This is a genomic window from Isoptericola sp. NPDC019482, assembly GCF_040632295.1.
Classification (GTDB): Bacteria; Actinomycetota; Actinomycetes; order Actinomycetales; family Cellulomonadaceae; genus Isoptericola.
On the sequence record NZ_JBEYBQ010000007.1, the window covers coordinates 108,162 to 127,716 of the forward strand.

The window sequence follows — 19,555 nt, forward strand, 5'->3', positions numbered from 1 at the left end:
GGGGGAGCTGGGGCGGGACGGTCAGGCTGCGCCGCGGCCGTACCAGCGGCCGATCACGGCCCGGTCGAGCGCCGCGAAGACGGAGAAGACGACGACCCCGAACAGCGCGGTGAGGATGATGGCCATGAACAGGGCGTCCATGTTGAGCCGCAAGGTGTAGGTGCGCAGGAGGCCGCCGATCCCCGGCGACCCCTGCTGGAAGAAGAAGTCACCGACGATGGCGCCGATGACGCTGAGGCCGGCGGCGTTGCGCAGGCCCGTGAAGATCGACGGGAGCGCCGCGGGGAACTGCAGCTTGGCGAGCCGCTGTGAGCGCGTGGCCCGGTTCAGCGTGAACAGGTCGTGGGCGGCGGCGCTCGCGGACTGCAGCCCGAACAGGGTGTTCGCGATCATCGGGAACAGGGCGATGATCACGCAGACCACGATGCGGGCGCCGAACCCGTAGCCCATCCAGATCCCGATCAGCGGCGTGAGCGCCAGGATCGGGATGGTCTGGAGGATCACCGCGTAGGGGTAGAGCATGCGCTCCAGCCAGCCGGTCTGGACCATGACCACGGCGTACCCGATGCCGATCACCACGGCGATCGCCAGCCCGCACAGAGCCACGCCGACGGTCTGCCACAGCGCGTCGAGCATCGGGCCCATGACGTTCGGGTTGCCCAGCGTGGTGCCGAGCACCTGGTGCAGCGGCGGCAGCAGGAAGCGGCGCTCGGGGCTGAGCACGAGGTACGTCACGACGTACCAGACGCCGACGATGCCGGCGACGGCGGCGACGAGCGGACCGACCGTGGCAGCGGCCGCCCGTCCTCGTCCACCGGGACGGGCGGGCGCCGTCCGCGCCGCCGCCGTCGCGGACGGGGGCGCCGGCGCGGTCGCACGGGGTGTCGCTGTCGACGTCACGATGGCCTCCTGCGGGACGGTCCGGTTCTGGGTGGGTGCGGCGGGCGTGGCGGCCTGGTTGACGGCGGGGCTGGTCACGAGTGCTCCCCGAGCGCCGCGGAGACCTCGCCGGTGAGCGCGCCGAACTCGGGCTCGTAGCGCAGCTCGGGAGGCCGCGGGTACGACCAGGGCACAGGGAGGTCGGCCACCACCCGGCCGGGGCGACCGCTCATGACCACCACGCGGGTGGAGAGGTAGACCGCCTCGGAGACCGAGTGGGTGATGAACAGCCCGGCGAAGCCCTTGAGCGCGAAGAGGCTCTGCAGCTCCGTCTGCATGCGGAGGCGGGTGATCTCGTCGAGCGCGCCGAAGGGCTCGTCGAACAACGCGAGGTCGGGCTCGGCGACGAGGGCGCGGGCGATCGAGACGCGCATCCGCATGCCCCCCGAGAGCTGGCGCGGGTGCTGCTTCTCGAAGCCGGTCAGCCCGACGAGGTCGAGCGCCTCGCGCGCCCGGCGACGCCGCTCCAGCTTCGGGACGCCCCGCAGCTCACCGACCAGCTCGACGTTGCGCAGCGCGCTGCGCCACTCCAGGAGCGTCGGTTCCTGGAAGACGTACGACGTCGAGGTGGCGTTGACCTCGACCTCGCCGCTCGTCGCGTCGTCGAGCCCCGACGCGAGCCGGAGCAGGGTGGACTTGCCGCATCCTGAAGGGCCCACGACGGAGACGAACTCGCCGCCCGCGACAGCGAGGCTCACCCCTTCGAGCGCGACGGTCCCGGTCGGGAAAGCCTTGGTCACGTCGTCGAGCACGAGCGTGCGCGTCAGGGACGCGGGCCGTGGGGTCGTGCTCGTCGTGCTCGTGCTGGTCGTGGTCGCTGCGCTCATCGGGTCACCTCACGAGCTGGTCGGGTACGGGAACGGTCTTGCGGGTCGAGGGCCCGGCGGCGCGGTGGGCGACGCCGAGCGCGAGGTCGCGACGGACGCGCGTGTCGGCGACCACGCGGCCGCCCGCGACGACGACGCGCGCCGGCTCCGCTCCCGCGAGCACGTCGCCGAGGGGTACGTCCGGCACCAGGACCAGGTCTGCCCGGTCCCCGAGGGCGAGGCCCGCCGGCGGCATCCCGAGCACGGTGCGCGGTGTCGTCGTGACGGCGTCGAGCGCCTCCCGCTCCGAGAGGTGGGCCGCGGTCATGAGGAGCGCGGTCGTCTCGAACGGGTCGCAGCTGCCGACCGGGTTGAACGGGTCACGCACGTTGTCCGCCCCGGCGGCCACGGGCACCCCGGCGTCCAGCAGCGCGCGCACCGCGGTGAGACCACGCGGGGCAAGATGCGTGGCGTCGCGACCCTGCAGGTAGAGATTGGTGATCGGCAGCGTCACGACCCCGAGACCGGCGCGTGCCACGAGCTCGACGACGGGACCGAGCCGGTCGGGCGGCAGGGACCCGAGGCGGACGGCGTGGCTCGCGGTGACCCGCTGGGTCAGCCCCCGGGCCAGGACCTGCCGGGCGAGGTCCTCGATGTCGAGCGCCCCGCCCGACGCCAGCGACGTCTGTTCGTCGACGTGCAGGTCGACGGGCAGGCCCGTGCGCTCCGCGACGTCGAGCACGCGCGTCACCTCGCCGTGCGGGTCGGGCGCGAGGTGCGGGCACCCGCCGAGCACGTCGGCACCGCGGGCGGCGGCCTCGACGAGGACGGCGGTCGGCGTGTGCCAGCCTGCGAGGAGGCAGACCTGCACGGTCACCGACCCGGCCAGCTCGTCCCGGAGCGCGAGGAGTGCGTCGAGCATGCGCAGCGGGTCGCCCTCGGCGGGCGCGTCCACATGGGTGCGGATCGTCGTGGTACCCCTGCTCGCGTACCGCTCGACGGCGCTCCGCGCCCGGCCCAGGACGTCGGCGCGGTCGACCCGCGGCGCGAGCGCGCGCCAGCGGGCGACGGCGCCCTCGAGGTCCGCCCCGCGCTCCGCGGGGAACCGTGCGGCGGTGAACGCCTTGTCGAGGTGCGCGTGCGGCTCACAGGCCGCGGGCAGCGCGCGCCAGCCGCGGGCGTCCAGGCCCGGCCCCGCGACCACGCCCGGCGGTCGCGACGCGGTCGGGGACAGCGCGGCGACCCGACCGCCGACGAACGACACGTCGACGAGCGTCCCGTCGGGCTGCCGCACGCTCCACAGAGCTGCGACCTCCGTCCCGGCCAGGCTCACGGCGCCGTCGGGCGGACCGACGGGAAGCGTGGCGGCGGCTGTGGCGTCGTGCTGCACGACGTCTCCTCTCACCGAGCGTCGACGGAAGCAGAATGTTGATCAGAGGAACATCCCGAACGCTAGGGGCGGGCTGTTACCGCCGCGTGTCGGGTGCGGCGCGGACGTGTGAACGTCACCACCGCCGCTCCCGGACACCGCACCTGCAAGGGCACGCCGCTCCCGAATCGTTTCATCGGGATCCGGTCGCCCTCGTCCGCGGGCAGGCTGTCGGCGTCCCGCCCCTCCGGGAGACAAGGACGTCTCGATGCAGCCCCAGCGAAGTACCCGACGCCTCCGTACCGCCGCCGTCGTCACCGCGCTCGTCGCGACCGCGGCCGTCGCCGCCCCCGTCACTGCCGCCTCCGTGGCGAGCCCGCCGGGCATCCATGTCGCCGACGGCCGCATCGTCGAGGCCGACGGCACCGACCTCGTGCTCCGCGGGGTCAACCACGCGCACACCTGGTACACCCACCAGACCGGCTCGTTCGCGGACATCAAGGCCGCGGGGGCCAACAGCGTGCGCGTCGTCCTGTCCAGCGGCGACCAGTGGACGCGGAACACCCCCGAGGACGTGGCGAACGTCGTCGACCTGTGCGAGGAGAACCAGCTGGTCTGCATCCTCGAGGTGCACGACACCACCGGGTACGGCGACACGTCCGCGCCCGCCGCCGCCACCCTCGACCAGGCCGTCGACTACTGGGAGGACCTCTACCCGACGCTCGCCGGCACCGAGGACTTCGTCATGGTGAACATCGGCAACGAGCCGATGGGCAACGACGACGCCACCAACGAGACCTGGGGCAGCGCGACCTCCGACGCCATCGTGCGGCTGCGCGACATCGGGTACGAGCACGCGATCGTCGTCGACGCGCCCAACTGGGGACAGGACTGGAAGAACTACATGCGGCCCGCGGCCGCCGACGTCTTCGCGTCCGACCCCGACGCCAACACGGTCTTCTCCATCCACATGTACAGCGTGTACAACCAGCACCAGACGGTGACGGACTACCTCGAGTTCTTCGTGAACGCCGGGCTGCCGATCATCGTCGGCGAGTTCGGCTGGCAGCAGACCTCCGGCGACGTCGACGAGGACTGGGTGCTGTCGGAGGCGGAACGCCTCGACCTGGGCTGGCTCGCCTGGTCGTGGAGCGGCAACACCGACCCCTACCTCGACATGGTGCTCGGCTTCGACGCCGCCGACCCCAGCGCATGGGGCACCCGGATCATCGACGGGCCGGACGGCCTGCGCGAGACCGCCGTCGAGGCGTCGTGGTTCGGCGGCGGCACCGAGCCGACCGACCCGCCCACGGACCCGCCGACCGACCCGCCGACGGACCCGCCCACCGACGACGCGTGCACCGCCGTGGTGCGGGTGACCAACTCGTGGCCGGGCGGCTGGCAGGGCGAGGTGGCCGTGACCGCCGGCGACGCCGCCGTCGACGGCTGGGGCGTCACGTTCGCCCTGCCCGCCGGCAGCACGATCTCCCAGGTCTGGGGCGGCGAGGCGACGTCGGACGCCGACGGCGTGCACGTGACCCCCGCCGCGTGGAACGGCATCCTCGCCGCGGGCGCCTCCACCACGGCCGGGTTCATCGGGACGGGCAGCGCGCCGTCCGCGGCCCCGACCGCCACCTGCACCGCGGGCTGACCACCCGCCGAGGTAGTCCGGGTCTCCGCGAGGTAGTCCGGGTCTCCGCGAGGTAGTGGTCCAGTCCACTACCTCGCGGAGATTCGGACTACCTCGGCGAGAATGGGGTCGTGCCCACCACGCCCGCCCAGCCCGCCCTGTCCTTCGATCCCCTCGACGCGCCCACCCAGGACGCCGTGCGCGCGCTCGCCGCGGCGGCCACGGCCCAGGACGGCGTCGCCCCGCTCTCGGAGCAGCCGCTGCTGCGCCTGGGCACGGACGCCGACTGGCTGACGCACGTCGTGGCCCGCGGCGACGACGGCGCCGTCGTCGGCTACCTGCAGGTGGACCGCGGGGGCGACGACGCGAGCGCCGAGCTCGTGGTGCACCCGGCCCATCGCCGGCAGGGCGTCGGCTCCGTGCTGCTGCGCACGGCCGAGCGCGACGCGCGCCTGCCCATGTTCTCGGGCGCGCCGGGCCAGCGCGGCAAGCCGTTGCGGGTGTGGGCGCACGGCGACCTGCCCGCGGCGCGGGCGTTCGCCGCGGCCCGGGGCTACGAGGTGGCGCGCGAGCTGCTCGTGCTCGCGCGTCCGCTCGGGCCCGACGACGCGGCCCGCGACGTGCCGGACCTGCCCGGCCTCGCCCTGCGGACCTTCCGGCCCGGGGCCGACGACGAGGCGTGGGTGCGGCTCAACGCGCGCGCGTTCGCCGACCACCCGGAGCAGGGCCGCCTCACCGTGGACGACCTGCGCGACCGGCAGCGCGAGCCCTGGTTCGACGCCGCCGGCTTCTTCCTCGTCGTGCCCGGCGACGACGGCGGCGAGGGAGCGGGAGGCGAGCCGCTCGGCTTCCTGTGGACCAAGGTGGAGCCCGGGCAACCGGACGGCTCCCGGGACGGCGAGATCTACGCGGTCGGCGTCTCCCCCGACGCGCAGGGCCGCGGCCTGGGCCGCGCGCTCACCGCCGTCGGGCTGGGCCACCTGGCGCGCGCGGGCTGCGCCCGCGCGGTGCTCTACGTGGACGGGGACAACGCGGCGGCGCTGGCCACGTATGCGGGCGCGGGCTTCGAGCGCGCCGCCGGGGACGTCCAGTTCGCGCGACCTCAGAGCGCGTAGCGACCGGCGGGCGACCCTCGTCACCCGCCGTTCACCTATCGGTGCCACGATGGGGGGCATGACAGCGTCGCGCCCCCGAACGTCCCGGTCCCGCGACGGACGCGGCCGGTACGCTCCCGCCGCACCGGGAAACGCCGTGGCGGCCGCCGAGGTGACGGACAGCCGCCCGCGCTCCACGGCCGTCACGCCCGCCCGTTCCCTGGACCCGCAGCTCGCGGCCCACATCGCCGAGCACATCGCGGAGGAGCCCGGCTCGCCGGACGGCACGGTCCGCGCCGAGCCCGAGCCCCTGCCCGACGACCGGTTCGCGGAGCGGGAGCTCAGCTGGCTCGCCTTCAACCAGCGGGTGCTGGAGCTCGCGGAGGACCCGAGCCTGCCGCTGCTGGAGCGCACCCGTTTCCTCGCGATCTTCGCGTCCAACCTGGACGAGTTCTTCATGGTGCGGGTGGCGGGCCTGAAGCGGCGCATCGCCACCGGTATCGCGGTCACCGCGGCGTCGGGCATGAGCCCGCGCCAGGTGCTCGAGGCGATCGGCGAGCGCGCGCACGAGCTCATGACCCGGCACGCCGAGGTGTTCCGCTCCGACGTGCAGCCGGCGCTCGACGCCGAGGGCATCACGATCGTGCACTGGGACCAGCTCGAGGCCCGCGAGCAGGAGCGCCTGCACAAGTTCTTCCGCAAGCAGATCTTCCCCGTCCTCACGCCGCTGGCGGTGGACCCCGCGCACCCGTTCCCGTACATCTCGGGGCTGTCGCTCAACCTGGCGGTCGTCGTCGCGAACCCGCTGACCGGCAAGGAGCACTTCGCCCGGGTCAAGGTGCCGCCGCTGCTGCCGCGCTTCATCGCCGTCGACGATCGCGGCCGCCCGTCCGCCCCCACGCCCACGCAGGGCGGCGGCACCCAGACGTCGTTCGTGCCGCTGGAGGAGGTCATCGCGCAGCACCTCGACCACCTGTTCCCGGGCATGGAGGTGCGCGAGAGCCACACCTTCCGCGTCACCCGGAACGAGGACGTGGAGGTCGAGGAGGACGACGCCGAGAACCTGCTGCAGGCGATGGAGAAGGAGCTGCTGCGCCGCCGCTTCGGCCCGCCCGTGCGGCTCGAGCTGGCGCACGGCATCTCCACGCGCATCCGCGAGCTCCTGGTGCGCGAGCTCGGCGTGGCCGAGGAGGAGGTGTACGAGCTGCCGGCGCCGCTCGACCTCACCGGCCTCAACGTCATCGCCGACATCGAGCGCGCGTCGCTGCACTACCCGCCGTTCGTCCCGACGACGCACCGCCAGCTCGCCGAGGTCGAGTCCGCGACGCCGCGCGACGTCTTCGCCGCGATCCGCGAGCGGGACGTCCTGCTGCACCACCCGTACGACTCGTTCTCCACGTCGGTGCAGACGTTCCTCGAGCAGGCCGCCGCCGACCCGGCGGTGCTCGCGATCAAGCAGACGCTCTACCGCACGTCGGGCGACTCCCCCATCGTCGACGCCCTGATCGACGCCGCGGAGGCGGGCAAGCAGGTGCTCGCGCTCGTGGAGATCAAGGCCCGGTTCGACGAGCAGGCCAACATCTCCTGGGCCCGCAAGCTCGAGGAGGCGGGCGTGCACGTCGTCTACGGGATCGTCGGTCTCAAGACGCACGCCAAGCTGTCGCTCGTGGTGCGCCAGGAGGCGGACGGCCTGCGCCGGTACTGCCACGTCGGCACGGGCAACTACCACCCGAAGACGGCCCGCCTGTACACCGACCACGGCCTGCTCACGTGCGACCGCGACGTCGGCCAGGACCTCACGCGCCTGTTCAACCAGCTCTCCGGGTACGCGCCGCAGTCGCGCTTCCACCGACTGCTCGTCGCGCCCCGCGCCGTGCGGACGGGCCTCATCGAGCGCATCGAGCGGGAGGCCGACGCCGCCCGCGCCGGGCACGAGGCATGGGTGCGCATCAAGGTGAACTCCGCCGTGGACGAGGCCACGATCGACGCCCTGTACCGCGCCTCGCAGGCCGGGGTGAAGGTCGACCTCGTGGTCCGCGGCATCTGCGCGCTGCGCCCCGGCGTGCCAGGGCTGAGCGAGAACGTCCGCGTGCGCTCCATCCTCGGGCGGTTCCTGGAGCACTCCCGGATCTACGCGTTCGCGAACTCCGCCGGCCCGGCCATCGGCGAGGGTCCGGAGTCGGGGCCCGAGGTGTACATCGGGTCGGCCGACCTCATGCACCGCAACCTCGACCGGCGTGTCGAGTCGCTCGTGCGGATCTCCGACGAGGGTCAGGTGGCGGAGCTGCTGGAGCTCATCGACGCGTCCATGTCGGACGAGACCGCCACGTGGCACCTGCAGCCGGACGACACCTGGGTGCGCCACGCCGTCGGGCCGGACGGCGCACCGCTCGCCGACCTGCAGGCGCAGCTCGTCGACCGCCACCGCCGCCGTCCCGAGCGCGCTCGGTGAGGGCGCAGTGAGGACGCCGCGGGTGCGTCGCGCGGCGGGGGCGACGGCGTCGCCGCTCGTGGACAGGCTGGGGGCGACGTCGGTCGAGCACGCCCCGGTCATCGAGTCGGCGGGCGGGCTGGTGTGGCGCGAGCGCGACGGGCGGCTGCAAGTGCAGCTCGTCCACCGGCCCCGCTACGACGACTGGTCCTGGCCCAAGGGGAAGCTCGAGCCCGGCGAGTCGCTGAACACGGCCGCCGCGCGCGAGGTGGCGGAGGAGACGGGCAGGCCCGTCGTCCTCGGCGTCCCGCTGCCCGGACTCCAGTACCTCACGCCCGAGGGCCGCGTGAAGCGCGTGCACTACTGGGCGGCCCGGCGCGCCTCGCGCGACGGCGACGCCGCGGCCCTCGCCGCGCGGTTCCCCGTGCAGCCGCCGTCGAAGGACGAGGTCGACAAGAAGACGTGGCTCGACGTCGACGACGCCGCCGCGCGCCTGACCCGTCGCGCCGACCGCGGGCCGCTCGAGGCCCTCGTCGAGGCGCACGGCCAGGGCCGGCTCGCCACGCACGCCGTCGTCATCGTGCGCCACGGCAAGGCGGTGACCCGCCCGGCCTGGCACGGCGCGGAGCACGACCGCCCGCTGACCCCGGTGGGGCACGCCCAGGGCGCGGCCCTCGTGCCGGTCCTCGCGGCCTACGGCGTGACGTCGGTGGTCTCGAGCCGATGGGAGCGGTGCGCGGCGACGATCGAGCCGTACGTGCGGGCCGCGCACGCCCGCCCCGAGCTCAGCGACCAGCTGGGCGAGGCGGAGCACGAGCGCTCGCCGTCCCGCGTCGCCGCGACGGTGCGCGACCTGCTCGAGTCGGGGCGGTCGTCGGTGCTGTGCACGCACCGGCCGGTGCTCCCGACGGTGCTGGACGTGCTCGGCCAGCACTCCCGCCGCGCCGTCGCGAACGTGCTGCCCTCGCGCGACCCGTTCCTCGAGCCGGGCGACCTGCTCGTCGCCCACGTCGCGACCACGGGCAAGGGACCGCGCGTCGTCGCCGTCGAGAAGGTCACGCCCCCGGTCTACTGACCGTCGCGCCCCGTGGTCAGGTGAGCCAGGGGTGCAGGATCCACGTGGTCAGCGCGGCGACGGCCGCGGCGGCGGGGATCGTCAGCACCCACGCGGCGCCGATGTTCTTGGCGACGCCCCAGCGCACCGCCGACAGCCGGCGGGTGGCGCCGACGCCCATGATCGCCGAGGTGATGGTGTGCGTCGTCGAGACGGGCGCGTGCAGGATGAACGCGTTGGCGTAGAGCACCAGCGCCGACACCGACTCGGCGACGAAGCCGCGCGCCGGGTCCAGCTCGATGATGCGGCGGCCGAGAGTGCGCATGATCCGCCAGCCGCCGGAGTAGGTGCCGAGCGAGATCGCGCTCGCGGCGGCCAGCTTGACCCACAACGGGATGCTGCCGTCGGCGGCCGCCCACCCCACGGTCACGAGCGCCATGTAGATGACGCCCATGGTCTTCTGCGCGTCCTGCAGGCCGTGGCCCAGGGCCATGGCGGCCGCCGAGGCGGTCTGCGCGAGCCGGAACCGGCGCGTCACCCGCGAGGGGGCCGCGTTCCGGAAGATCCACAGCACCGCGACCATCACCAGGTAGGCGCCGATGAAGCCGATGAGCGGGGAGAACACCATCGGCAGCACGACCTTGTCGATGATCGACTGCCCGTAGATCGGGAGCCCGGCCGCCAGACCGGCCCCGACGAGCCCGCCGATCAGCGAGTGCGTGGACGACGACGGCAGGCCGAACCACCAGGTGATGAGGTTCCAGGCGATGGCGCCGATCAACGCGCACAGCACCACGACGAGCGCGGTGTGGTTCGAGGCGTCCTGCAGGTCGACGATCGACGTCGCGATGGTCTCGGCGACCTCGGTGCCCAGCAGGGCCCCGACGAAGTTCATCACCGCCGCCATGGCGAGCGCGACCCGCGGGGTCAGCGCCCGCGTCGATACCGAGGTGGCGATGGCGTTGGCCGCGTCGTGGAAGCCGTTGGTGTAGTCGAAGCCGAGCGCGATCGCGACGACGAGGACGACGAGAGCCGCCTCCACCGTCAGGACTCCTTGAGGGCGATGGTCTCGACCATGTTCGCGACACGCTCGAAGGCGTCGGCGCCCTCCTCGAGCATGTCGACGATCTCCTTGAGCTTCATGAGCAGCACCGGGTCGGTGGTGTCGTCGAAGAGCTCGGCGATCAGCTCGCGGTGCAGCTTGTCGCCCTGGTTCTCGAGCCGGTTGATCTCGATCCAGTAGTCGGACAGCTGGTCCATCGAGCGCAGCCGGGGCATGGCCTCGGCGGTGAGCTCGGCGCAGCGCTGCAGCACCTGCACCTGCTCGGAGACCCGCAGGGGGAGCTCGTCGACCTTGTACAGGACGATGAGGTCGCCGGCCTCCTCCATGGCGTCCATGCAGTCGTCGAGCGCGGAGGCCAGGCCGTAGATGTCATCCCGGTCGAACGGGGTGACGAACGTCTGGTTCAGCCGTCGCATGATCGAGTGCGTGGCGTCGTCGGCGACGTGCTCCGCCTCCGAGAGCCGGCGGGCGATCGCGTCCCGCTCCTGCCGTGACGCGCCGAGCAGCTCCGCCAGGAGCGAGGCCCCCGTGACGTTGTGCTGCGCGAGCGTCGCCAGCATGTCGAAATAGGTCGTGTCGCGCGGTGTCAGGCGCAGGCGCACGTGTGGCTCCCGGATCGAGGACGCTGAGACTCTCACAGACTAGAGGTGGCCATCCTGGCGCGCCCAGTTGAACGCGCGCTGAACGATCCACCTCGTGGCTACGGGAAACTCGGGTGAGGTGCGACGCCGGACCGGGAGCGCCTCTCGGCGCGTGGCCGCTCGTAGCGGCTGAAGATGGAGCCCGGGGCTACCGCGGCCCGACGTCGCCCGAACATCGTAAGCCCGAGCGTCGGCCTGCTCCGAACACGCAGGTCAGCGCCGCCTTTCGGGCTCGGAGCGCCTCAGTCGAGGGTGCCCGCCCGCCAGCCCGCGGCGGCCCGCTCCAGCTCCTCGGCGGTACGCACGAGGTCGGCGGCGCCACGGGTCATCCGCGTGGCTCCGTCGGGGTCCGCGACCTCGCGGGCGTCGGCGTCGAACGCGGCGCCGGTGGCGAGGATGCGGCAGAACGACGCGGCCCGCTCCAGCGCCACGGCCAGGTCGCCGGCGTAGACGCCCGACAGGACGTCGTCCGCGAGCGCCCGCAGGTCCTCGGGCGCGGGCGGGCGGGGCACGCCGGCGACCGCCTCGTGCACGGGGGCGGCGTCGACGCCGAGGCCGTAGCGCAGCCCGACGGTGCGCGGGTCGCGGCGGACCCACTCGCGCAGCACGTACAGCCGCCACAGCGCGCCGGGCAGCGAGGCGGGCGCAGCGTCGGACCAGAGGGCGGCCACGACGTCGAGCCCCTCGCGCTCGACGAGGCGCACCAGGCGGTCCACGACCTCCGGGTCCTCCGCGGCCCGCGCCCGGTGCACGACGGCGCGCGCGGTGGTGTGCGCGACCTCGTCGCGCAGCGCGGGGTCGAGGGAGCCCGGGATCTGCTCGGCGGTCTGCGGGTCGAGCATGGCGGGTCGGCGGTGCCGGTGCGGTTCGGGTGCGTCGTTCACCCCTCCAGTCTCACCCCCGGAGGCCCGGGGTCGGGGCCGGGCCGCCCGCCGATCGTGCGTCCGACCTGCTCAGCGCGCCGAGAGGCGCACCCCGACCTAGCATCGAGGGACGCAAGGTCACCCGAGCGGAGCGAGGACGATCATGACCAGCCCAGCACCAGGGTCTGCGGCGCACAGCGCCCACCGGAAGGCCACCGCACTCGCCTTCGCGGCGGCGGTCGGCGGTTTTCTCTTCGGTTTCGACTCGTCGGTCATCAACGGCGCGGTCGACGCGATCGAGGGGCAGTTCGACCTCAACTCCACCGTGACGGGCCTCGTCGTGGCCATCGCCCTGCTCGGGTGCGCGCTGGGCGCGTGGTCGGGCGGCAAGCTCGCCGACCGCTGGGGCCGCACGCACGTGATGGTGCTGGGCGCGGTGCTCTTCTTCGTGTCGTCGATCCTGTCGGCGATCGCGTGGAGCGCCTGGGACCTGGCGATCTGGCGGTTCATGGCCGGCGTCGGCATCGGCATCGCGTCGGTGATCGCCCCCGCGTACATCGCGGAGATCGCCCCGGCCGCGATGCGCGGGCGCCTCGGGTCGCTGCAGCAGCTCGCGATCACCGTCGGTATCTTCGCGGCCCTGCTGTCGGACCAGATCCTCGCGACGGCGGCGGGCAGCGCGGCGAACGAGCTGTGGTTCGGCTGGGAGGCCTGGCGCTGGATGTTCCTCGTCGCCGTCGTCCCGGCGGCGGTGTACGGCATCCTCGCGCTACGGATGCCCGAGTCGCCGCGCTATCTCGTCACCAAGGACCGCGACGACGAGGCCCGCGCGGTCCTGGCGTCCGTGCTGGGGCCCGACGAGCATCCGGACGACCGGATCAACGAGATCCGGCGCTCGATCGCCGTCGACGAGGAGAACGCCGAGCTGGGCAGCCTCAAGGGCGACCGGTTCGGGCTCAAGCCCATCGTGTGGGTCGGCATCGTGATGGCGATCTTCCAGCAGTTCGTCGGGATCAACGTGATCTTCTACTACTCGACGACGCTGTGGCAGGCGGTCGGCTTCGACGAGTCGCAGGCGTTCCTGGTCTCGACGATCACGGCGGTCACGAACGTGGCGGTGACGTTCATCGCCATCGCCCTCATCGACAAGGTGGGGCGGCGGCCGCTGCTGCTCATCGGCTCGGCCGGCATGGCCGTCTCCCTGGGCCTGATGGCGGTGTGCTTCACGCAGGCCACGGGCTCGGGCGACTCGATCAGCCTCCCGGACCCGTGGAGCATCATCGCGCTGGTCAGCGCGAACGCCTTCGTGGTCTTCTTCGGCGCCACGTGGGGCCCGCTGATGTGGGTGCTGCTGGGCGAGATGTTCCCCAACCGGATCCGCGCCGCCGCGCTGGGTGTCGGCGCCGCGGCCAACTGGATCGCGAACTTCGTGATCACGCTGACGTTCCCGCCGATGCTCGACACGTTCGGGCCCGCGATCCCCTACCTCATGTACTGCGTCTTCGCGGTGCTGTCGTTCTTCTTCGTCCTCGGCAAGATCCCGGAGACGAAGGGCGTCGAGCTCGAGGACATGGCGGGCGAGGCGTACAAGCGCGCCTGACGCACGCCCGGACCGCCACACACGACGGCCCGCGACGCTCCGACCGGGGCGTCGCGGGCCGTTCGTCGTGCACCGGGTGAAGTCCTCACCAGGACACTTGCTTGCTGCAAGCACCGGGCGTATGTTTGCACCCTGCAACAACTCGGCCCGCTCGGGCCGCACCGCTCCGGCCGTCCGGCCCCGAGCACCCACCCCCTTTCAGCAAAGGCCCTGCCATGCCCGTTGACCGCGCCGCGGCCCGTGAGCTCGTGGAGACGCTCGAGGAGCTCTCCCGCGCGCAGCGCGAGGCCGCCATGCGCGTGGCGCGCGACCTGGACCTCCCCCGAGCCGGTCTCGGGGCACTGCACCTGCTCACGCGGTGCGGGCGCGTCCAGATCACCGACGTCGCCGCGAAGCTCCGCGTCGACGTCTCCGTCGCGAGCCGCCAGATCAGCGCCCTCGTCGACGCCGGTCTCGTCGAGCGCACGGTGGACGACGACGACCGGCGCGCCCGCTACCTCGCCCTGACGGACGCCGGCCGCGAGTTCGCGGAGGCCTCCTTCGAACGCATCGACGACCTCGTCTCCGAGTCGTTCTCCGACTGGTCGGACGACGATCTCGCCGACGCCATCTCCCGGATCCGCAGCGTCGCGGCCGCCCTCACCACGACCCACGACCGCGCCCCGGCGCAGGAGGAGATCCCCGCACGATGAGTCAGTCCCCCAGCCCGGCGCCCACCGCGCCGGACCTCTCCGCCACGCCGGCCCCGGCGATGACGCGCCGCGAGGTGCTCGAGGCGCTCTCGGGCATCCTCCTCGGCGTCTTCGTCTCGCTGCTGGCCACCACCATCGTCTCGACGTCGCTGCCCCGGATCGTCAGCGACCTCGGCGGCTCCCAGCACTCCTACACCTGGGTCGTCACCGCGATGCTGCTGACGATGACGATCTCGACCCCGCTGTGGGGCAAGCTCGCCGACCTCACCAACCGCAAGGTCCTCATGCAGGTCGCCCTCGCGATCACGGTGGTCTCCGCCGCCGCGGCCGGCCTGTCGCAGAACATCGAGATGCTCATCGGCTTCCGTGCGCTGCAGGGCATCGGCGCGGGCGGCCTCACGGCCCTCGCCACCGTGCTCATGGCCGACATCATCAGCCCCCGCGAGCGCGGCAAGTACATGGGCCTCATGGGCGGCGTCATGGCCGTCGCGCAGATCGGCGGCCCGCTGCTCGGCGGCGTGCTCACCGACTCCATCGGCTGGCGCTGGACGTTCTTCGTCGGCGTCCCGTTCGCCGTCGCCGCGTTCATCGTGCTCCAGAAGACGCTGCACCTGCCCGCCCTCGCCAAGCGCGAGGTGAAGATCGACTACGCGGGCGCCGGCCTCATCGCCGTCGCCGTCGCGCTGCTGCTCCTGTGGGTCACCTTCGCGGGCGACCAGTTCGAGTGGCTGTCGTGGCAGACCGGCGCGATGGTCGGCGGCGCCCTGCTGGCGCTCGTCGTCGTCGGCTTCGTCGAGAAGAACGCCGCCGAGCCGATCATCCCGCTGCACCTGTTCAAGAACCGCACGTTCGTGCTCGCCGTGGTCGCCTCGGCCTCGGTCGGCGTCGCCATGTTCGGCACCGCGGTCTTCCTCAGCCAGTACTTCCAGCTCGCCCGCGGCAAGACGCCGACCGAGTCCGGCCTGCTCACCATCCCGATGGTGGTCGGCACGATGCTCGCGGGCATCGTGCTCGGCCGGATCATCTCCAACACCGGCCGGTACAAGGCGATCATGGTGGGCGGCGCCGTCCTCCTGACCGGTTCGCTGTTCGGCCTGTCGACCATCGAGGTGGACACGAGCTTCGTGCTCATCTCCGTCTTCCTGTTCGGCCTCGGCCTGTCGGTGGGCGCCCTGATGCAGAACCTCGTGCTCGCCACGCAGAACACCCTCGACGTGCACGAGATGGGTGCCGGCACCTCCGGCGTCGCGTTCTTCCGCTCGCTGGGCGGCGCGATCGGTGTGTCCGCGCTCGGTGCCGTGATGGCCGCGCAGATCAAGACGGACCTGTCCACCGGCCTCGCGAAGCTCGGCATCTCCTCCGACGCGATGGGCGCGAGCTCGGGCGCGGTCCCGGACCTGGCCTCGCTCCCCGCCCCCGTGCAGACCGTCGTCGAGGGCGCCTACGCCGACGGCATCACGACGATCTTCCTGTACGCCGTGCCGATGGCCGTCATCTCCCTGATCGCGGTGCTCTTCATGAAGGAGATCCCGCTGGGCCAGCGCTCCGGCATCGAGCAGGTGCTCGACGAGGAGAAGTCGGCCGAGCAGGACCTCGCGCCCGTCGCCGAACGGGCCTGACACCGGCGACGCACCCGGACGGGGCGGATTTCACCCGCTGAGACCCCGTCCGGGTGCAAGTTCGCCTGCCGGGGCACTCCCGTTTGCCCCGGCGAAGCCTCATGATGGGCGCATGCACGACGACGCCGCCCGCCCCCTGCCCGACCCGGCCACCGACCCGTTCGGCGCCCTCGAACGCGAGATCCGGGTCCTGATCCGGCGCGCCCAGTCGTCGGCGGCGCAGACCGCCCGGCGGGTGCACCCCGAGCTCGAGGCGTCGGCGTACCCGATCCTCGCGCACATCGACTCCCACCCCGGGATCCGCGGTTCCGACCTCGCCGCGCACTTCGGCGTGGGGCGCGCCACCGTGTCGCGTCAGCTGAGCCGGCTCGTCGAGCTGGGCCTCGTCCACCGCGAGGTGGACCCGGAGGACACCCGCGGGCAGCGGATCACCCTGACCGCGGACGGCGCCCAGCGGTTCGCCCGGGCGCGTGACCGCCGCATCGCCATGTACAAGGACGCGTTCGGCGACTGGGACGAGGCCGACGTCTCGCAGCTCGCCACGCTGCTGCACCGCTACTCCGAGGACTTCGTGCGCTGGCGCGACACGCGCTCCTGAGCCGCCGTCCGCCTGAGACCGCGCCGGTCGAGCCTGCCGGGACCCGTCCCGGCAGGCTCGACCCGCGTCCGGGCCCGGGTCAGGTGTCGAGCAGGCGAGCCCGCAGCGCGCCCAGCGTCTCGTCGCCCCCGCCGTGCGCCCGGAACCAGCCGGTCGCGCCGCCGTCGTGCTCCGCGAACCGGTCGAGCACCGTCTCGATCGCCCAGCCCGGCGCGGTGACGAGCTCGGGCGGCAGCTTCGCCAGCAGGTGCGCGTCCGGGACCGCGAGGTTCGCGGTGACGGCGGCGCGCGCCAGCACCTCGCGCATGTGCGGGCCGGTCCGCTCGTAGTCCGCGACGATCGCCGCCCGGTCCACACCCAGCAGTGCCAGCACCAGGGCGACCGTGACGCCCGTGCGGTCCTTGCCCGCCGTGCAGTGCACGAGCACCGGAGCGTCGTCGACGGCGATCAGCCGCACCGCCTCCACGAGGTGCCGGGCACCCGCGCCGTCGAGCATCTGCAGGTACAGCTCCCCGAGGCCGGGGACCGGCGCGGGCGCCGTGGCACCCTGCATCGCCGTCCCGTCGAGCAGCGGCAGCGGGATCACCCGGGCCGCGCCGGCCAGCGGGTGCGGCTCGCCGTTCTCGCCCGGGTCGCGCAGGTCGAGCACCGTGCGCGGAGGCCAGGCGACGTCGGCCGGCGGCGTGTCGCCCGAGCGGGGCGCGTCGGAACGCAGCAACGCCCCGGGCACCAGGCCCGGGGCGGCCGTCGCGACGTCGCGCAGGTTGACGAGGTGGTCGGGCACGGACGCCGGCGCGGCGGTCGAGGCCGCGACGGCGTCGGCCACGGAGGGCGCGGAGGACGCTGAGTCGGTCACGCGACCGACCCTATCCGCGCCCCGCGGCCCCGGCCCTGCAAGGGATCAGCCCTCCGCCGCCTCGAACGTCAGGCTGAGCGAGTTCATGCAGAACCGGTCGCCCGTCGGGGTCTGCGGCGCGTCGTCGAAGACGTGCCCCAGGTGCGACCCGCACCGGGCGCAGCGCACCTCGGTGCGCACCATGCCGTGCGACCGGTCCTCGAGCAGCTCGACGGCGTCGCCGGCGAGCGGCGTGTAGAACGACGGCCAGCCGCAGTGCGAGTCGAACTTCGTCTCGCTGCGGAACAGCTCGTTGCCGCACGCGCGACAGCGGTACACGCCGACGCGCTTCTCGTCGAGCAGCTCACCGGTCCAGGGCCGCTCCGTGCCCGCCTGTCGGAGGACGGCGAACTCCTGCGGGTTCAGCTCGACCTTCCACTGCTCGTCGGACTTCGTGACTTCGTACGTCATCTGACACCTCCGTCGTGCTCAACCCGGACCGGCGCGCACCTGTTCCGGCCGGCCATCGTCGTGAGCGCGATTTCGGAGAAAGTTCAGGCGCGAACAGTCCCCGAGACTGCGCTCACACGATCAGGCGTGGTCAGGCTGCGGGCGCCGACCCCGGGCCCCGGCCGCGCCCGCCCCGACGACGCCGGCGACGCGCGGGCGCGGAGCCGTCGGCGCGGACCGCCTGCGGGCCGTGGCCGCCCGACGACGCGGGCTGCCCCTGCGAGCGCTGGCCCTGCTGGCCGCGCTGGGCCTGGCCCTGGCCGGCCGCACGACCGCGCTGGCCGCCGCCCTGCTGGCCGCCGCCCTTGCGGCGCTGCGGCTGCTGAGGCGCCGCCGGGGCGGGCGGGGCCACGTACGGCGCGACCTCGCCGACCAGCGCCGTGACGGTCGCGTCGCCCGGGGCCACGGGCTGCGGGCGCGCGTCGATCTTCGCCTTGCGCGTGAGGTCGCGGACGTCGCCGCGCTGCTCGGGCAGCATCACGGTGACGACGTCGCCGCCCGAGCCCGCGCGGGCCGTGCGGCCCGAGCGGTGCAGGTACGCCTTGTGCTCCGCGGGCGGGTCGACGTGCACGACGAGCTCGACGTCGTCGACGTGGATGCCGCGCGCGGCGATGTCCGTGGCGACGAGCACCTTGACGTCGCCGGAGGAGAACGCCGCGAGATTGCGCTCGCGCGCGCCCTGGCCGAGGTTGCCGTGCAGGTCGACGGCGGGCACGCCCGCGCCGGTGAGCTGCTTGGCGAGCTTCTTCGCCTGGTGCTTGGTGCGCGTGAACAGCACGCGACGGCCGGTGCCGGACGCGAGCGCGTGGACCACGTGCTTCTTCGCGTCGGCGTCGGCCACGGCGAGGATGTGGTGCGTCATCTGCGGCGGCGGGGCCGCGGCCTCGTCCACCGAGTGCGTCACGGGCTTCTTGAGGTAGCGCTTGACCAGCACGTCGACGCCGTTGTCCAGCGTCGCGGAGAACAGCAGGCGCTGGCCCACGGTGGGCGTGCGGTCCATGATCCGCTTCACGCCGGGCAGGAAGCCGAGGTCGGCCATGTGGTCGGCCTCGTCGAGCACGGTGATCTCGACGTCGTCCAGGGTGAGGTGCTTCTGGCCGAGCAGGTCCTCGAGACGGCCGGGGCAGGCGATGAGGACGTCGACTCCGGCGTTCAGCGCCGTGACCTGGCGCGACTGGGCGACCCCGCCGAACACGGTGGTGGTCACGAGGCCGAGGGCCTTCGCGAGCGGCTCCATGGTGGCGTTGATCTGGTTGGCGAGCTCGCGCGTCGGGCACAGCACGAGCGCGCGCGGGCGCCCAGGACGACGGCGCGGGCGGCCGGCGGCTGCAGCCTTCGCCGCCGACGTCGCGAGCCGCGTCACGACCGGCAGCGAGAACGCGAGCGTCTTGCCGGAACCGGTGCGGCCGCGGCCGAGCACGTCGGTGCCGGACAGCGTGTCCGGCAGCGACGCCGTCTGGATGGGGAAGGGGGTGGTGATGCCCTGGTCCGTCAGCTGGCGGACGACAGGGGCGGGCAGGCCGAAGTCGGCGAAGGTAGTCAAGAAAGAGGGCCTCTCGGGCTCGGACGTCTCGGACGTCGGGGTCGGGGTCCGCCGCACGCAATCCGGGGGGATCTCCACGACGCGGGGCGCGCAACGCGCAGCCGCCTGCCTCCATTCTCTCACGACAGGAGCCCGGGTCGACAGGCACGCAGCCGTCCGCCGCCGCTCGGCGCGGCAGTTCGTGCTCGCGGCGGCAGCTCGAACTGCCGCGCCGGACGGAAACTGCCGCGGTGGGCGCGCAGCTGGAAGGGCTCCCAGGGGCACATGG

17 protein-coding genes are annotated in these 19,555 nt (G+C 73.4%); 8 read left to right on the forward strand and 9 right to left on the reverse strand.

Translation table 11 applies throughout. From position 1 onward, the window contains the following. Positions 1 to 21 precede the first annotated feature (21 nt). Genes ABZ493_RS07580 through ABZ493_RS07590 form a run of 3 tightly spaced genes read right to left on the reverse strand, consistent with a single transcriptional unit; the run spans position 22 to position 3,135 of the window. A complete protein-coding gene (locus ABZ493_RS07580) occupies positions 22 to 978 on the reverse strand; it encodes an ABC transporter permease (protein ID WP_430581566.1) in 957 nt (318 codons plus the stop codon). After that, entirely contained in the window at positions 975 to 1,766 is a 792-nt protein-coding gene (locus ABZ493_RS07585; RefSeq protein ID WP_430581567.1) for an ABC transporter ATP-binding protein, read from the reverse strand. The genes ABZ493_RS07580 and ABZ493_RS07585 overlap by 4 nt, the downstream gene beginning before the upstream one ends. A 4-nt stretch (positions 1,767 to 1,770) precedes the next feature. Continuing rightward, a complete protein-coding gene (locus tag ABZ493_RS07590) occupies positions 1,771 to 3,135 on the reverse strand; it encodes an amidohydrolase family protein (RefSeq protein ID WP_430581568.1) in 1,365 nt (454 codons plus the stop codon). A gap of 247 nt (positions 3,136 to 3,382) precedes the next feature. Between ABZ493_RS07590 and ABZ493_RS07595 the strand changes: the two genes are divergently transcribed. The 4 genes from ABZ493_RS07595 to ABZ493_RS07610 all read left to right on the forward strand — a co-directional run bounded on the left by ABZ493_RS07595 (position 3,383) and on the right by ABZ493_RS07610 (position 9,344). Further along, positions 3,383 to 4,765, forward strand: a complete 1,383-nt coding sequence (locus tag ABZ493_RS07595) for a cellulase family glycosylhydrolase (protein ID WP_430581569.1) — start codon at positions 3,383 to 3,385, stop codon at positions 4,763 to 4,765. A gap of 110 nt (positions 4,766 to 4,875) precedes the next feature. After that, a complete protein-coding gene (gene mshD / locus ABZ493_RS07600; RefSeq protein WP_430581570.1) occupies positions 4,876 to 5,859 on the forward strand; it encodes a mycothiol synthase in 984 nt (327 codons plus the stop codon). Between the two features lie 49 nt (positions 5,860 to 5,908). Next, positions 5,909 to 8,290, forward strand: coding sequence for an RNA degradosome polyphosphate kinase (locus ABZ493_RS07605; protein ID WP_430581571.1), 2,382 nt, complete (start codon positions 5,909 to 5,911; stop codon positions 8,288 to 8,290). A 58-nt stretch (positions 8,291 to 8,348) separates the two neighbouring features. Continuing rightward, positions 8,349 to 9,344, forward strand: coding sequence for an NUDIX hydrolase (locus tag ABZ493_RS07610; protein ID WP_430581603.1), 996 nt, complete (start codon positions 8,349 to 8,351; stop codon positions 9,342 to 9,344). A 16-nt stretch (positions 9,345 to 9,360) separates the two neighbouring features. On the opposite strand, the gene ABZ493_RS07615 is transcribed toward ABZ493_RS07610, so the two are convergent. From ABZ493_RS07615 to ABZ493_RS07625, 3 genes are all read right to left on the reverse strand, one after another. Next, complete coding sequence (locus ABZ493_RS07615; protein WP_430581572.1) at positions 9,361 to 10,365, reverse strand: inorganic phosphate transporter; 1,005 nt, start codon at positions 10,363 to 10,365, stop codon at positions 9,361 to 9,363. A gap of 2 nt (positions 10,366 to 10,367) precedes the next feature. Further along, complete coding sequence (locus tag ABZ493_RS07620) at positions 10,368 to 10,988, reverse strand: DUF47 domain-containing protein (RefSeq protein ID WP_429736427.1); 621 nt, start codon at positions 10,986 to 10,988, stop codon at positions 10,368 to 10,370. A gap of 281 nt (positions 10,989 to 11,269) precedes the next feature. Beyond that, positions 11,270 to 11,869, reverse strand: a complete 600-nt coding sequence (locus tag ABZ493_RS07625; protein WP_430581604.1) for a hypothetical protein — start codon at positions 11,867 to 11,869, stop codon at positions 11,270 to 11,272. A gap of 184 nt (positions 11,870 to 12,053) precedes the next feature. On the opposite strand from ABZ493_RS07625, the gene ABZ493_RS07630 reads away from it, so the two are divergent. The 4 genes from ABZ493_RS07630 (at position 12,054) to ABZ493_RS07645 (ending at position 16,399) form a co-directional block, all read left to right on the forward strand. Further along, on the forward strand, positions 12,054 to 13,490 hold the full coding sequence (locus ABZ493_RS07630; protein WP_430581573.1) for a sugar porter family MFS transporter: 1,437 nt from the start codon (positions 12,054 to 12,056) through the stop codon (positions 13,488 to 13,490). A gap of 215 nt (positions 13,491 to 13,705) precedes the next feature. After that, positions 13,706 to 14,182, forward strand: a complete 477-nt coding sequence (locus ABZ493_RS07635; protein WP_430581574.1) for a MarR family transcriptional regulator — start codon at positions 13,706 to 13,708, stop codon at positions 14,180 to 14,182. Then, positions 14,179 to 15,801, forward strand: coding sequence for an MDR family MFS transporter (locus ABZ493_RS07640; protein ID WP_430581575.1), 1,623 nt, complete (start codon positions 14,179 to 14,181; stop codon positions 15,799 to 15,801). The genes ABZ493_RS07635 and ABZ493_RS07640 overlap by 4 nt, the downstream gene beginning before the upstream one ends. 112 nt (positions 15,802 to 15,913) lie before the next feature. Beyond that, positions 15,914 to 16,399 carry a MarR family transcriptional regulator gene (locus ABZ493_RS07645; RefSeq protein ID WP_430581576.1) on the forward strand — a complete coding sequence of 162 codons (486 nt, stop codon included), beginning with the start codon at positions 15,914 to 15,916 and terminating at the stop codon, positions 16,397 to 16,399. A 79-nt stretch (positions 16,400 to 16,478) separates the two neighbouring features. On the opposite strand, the gene ABZ493_RS07650 is transcribed toward ABZ493_RS07645, so the two are convergent. The 3 genes from ABZ493_RS07650 to ABZ493_RS07660 form a co-directional block, all read right to left on the reverse strand. Continuing rightward, on the reverse strand, positions 16,479 to 17,255 hold the full coding sequence (locus ABZ493_RS07650; RefSeq protein ID WP_430581577.1) for a tyrosine-protein phosphatase: 777 nt from the start codon (positions 17,253 to 17,255) through the stop codon (positions 16,479 to 16,481). A 45-nt stretch (positions 17,256 to 17,300) separates the two neighbouring features. Continuing rightward, a complete protein-coding gene (msrB, locus tag ABZ493_RS07655) occupies positions 17,301 to 17,705 on the reverse strand; it encodes a peptide-methionine (R)-S-oxide reductase MsrB (protein ID WP_430581578.1) in 405 nt (134 codons plus the stop codon). 130 nt (positions 17,706 to 17,835) lie between these two features. Continuing rightward, positions 17,836 to 19,287: a DEAD/DEAH box helicase gene (locus tag ABZ493_RS07660; RefSeq protein WP_430581579.1), complete on the reverse strand. Its 1,452-nt coding sequence runs from the start codon at positions 19,285 to 19,287 to the stop codon at positions 17,836 to 17,838. Positions 19,288 to 19,555 lie beyond the last annotated feature (268 nt).

What these genes read in the sequence shown, in the direction of transcription:
- ABZ493_RS07585 (WP_430581567.1), bottom strand. Translation starts at nt 1,766, where the DNA reads ATGAGCGCAGCGACCACGACCAGCACGAGCACGACGAGCACGACCCCA.
- ABZ493_RS07595 (WP_430581569.1), top strand. Translation starts at nt 3,383, where the DNA reads ATGCAGCCCCAGCGAAGTACCCGACGCCTCCGTACCGCCGCCGTCGTC.
- ABZ493_RS07645 (WP_430581576.1), top strand. Translation starts at nt 15,914, where the DNA reads ATGCACGACGACGCCGCCCGCCCCCTGCCCGACCCGGCCACCGACCCG.
- msrB (WP_430581578.1), bottom strand. Translation starts at nt 17,705, where the DNA reads ATGACGTACGAAGTCACGAAGTCCGACGAGCAGTGGAAGGTCGAGCTG.
- ABZ493_RS07625 (WP_430581604.1), bottom strand. Translation starts at nt 11,869, where the DNA reads ATGCTCGACCCGCAGACCGCCGAGCAGATCCCGGGCTCCCTCGACCCC.
- ABZ493_RS07640 (WP_430581575.1), top strand. Translation starts at nt 14,179, where the DNA reads ATGAGTCAGTCCCCCAGCCCGGCGCCCACCGCGCCGGACCTCTCCGCC.
- ABZ493_RS07635 (WP_430581574.1), top strand. Translation starts at nt 13,706, where the DNA reads ATGCCCGTTGACCGCGCCGCGGCCCGTGAGCTCGTGGAGACGCTCGAG.
- ABZ493_RS07605 (WP_430581571.1), top strand. Translation starts at nt 5,909, where the DNA reads ATGGGGGGCATGACAGCGTCGCGCCCCCGAACGTCCCGGTCCCGCGAC.
- ABZ493_RS07630 (WP_430581573.1), top strand. Translation starts at nt 12,054, where the DNA reads ATGACCAGCCCAGCACCAGGGTCTGCGGCGCACAGCGCCCACCGGAAG.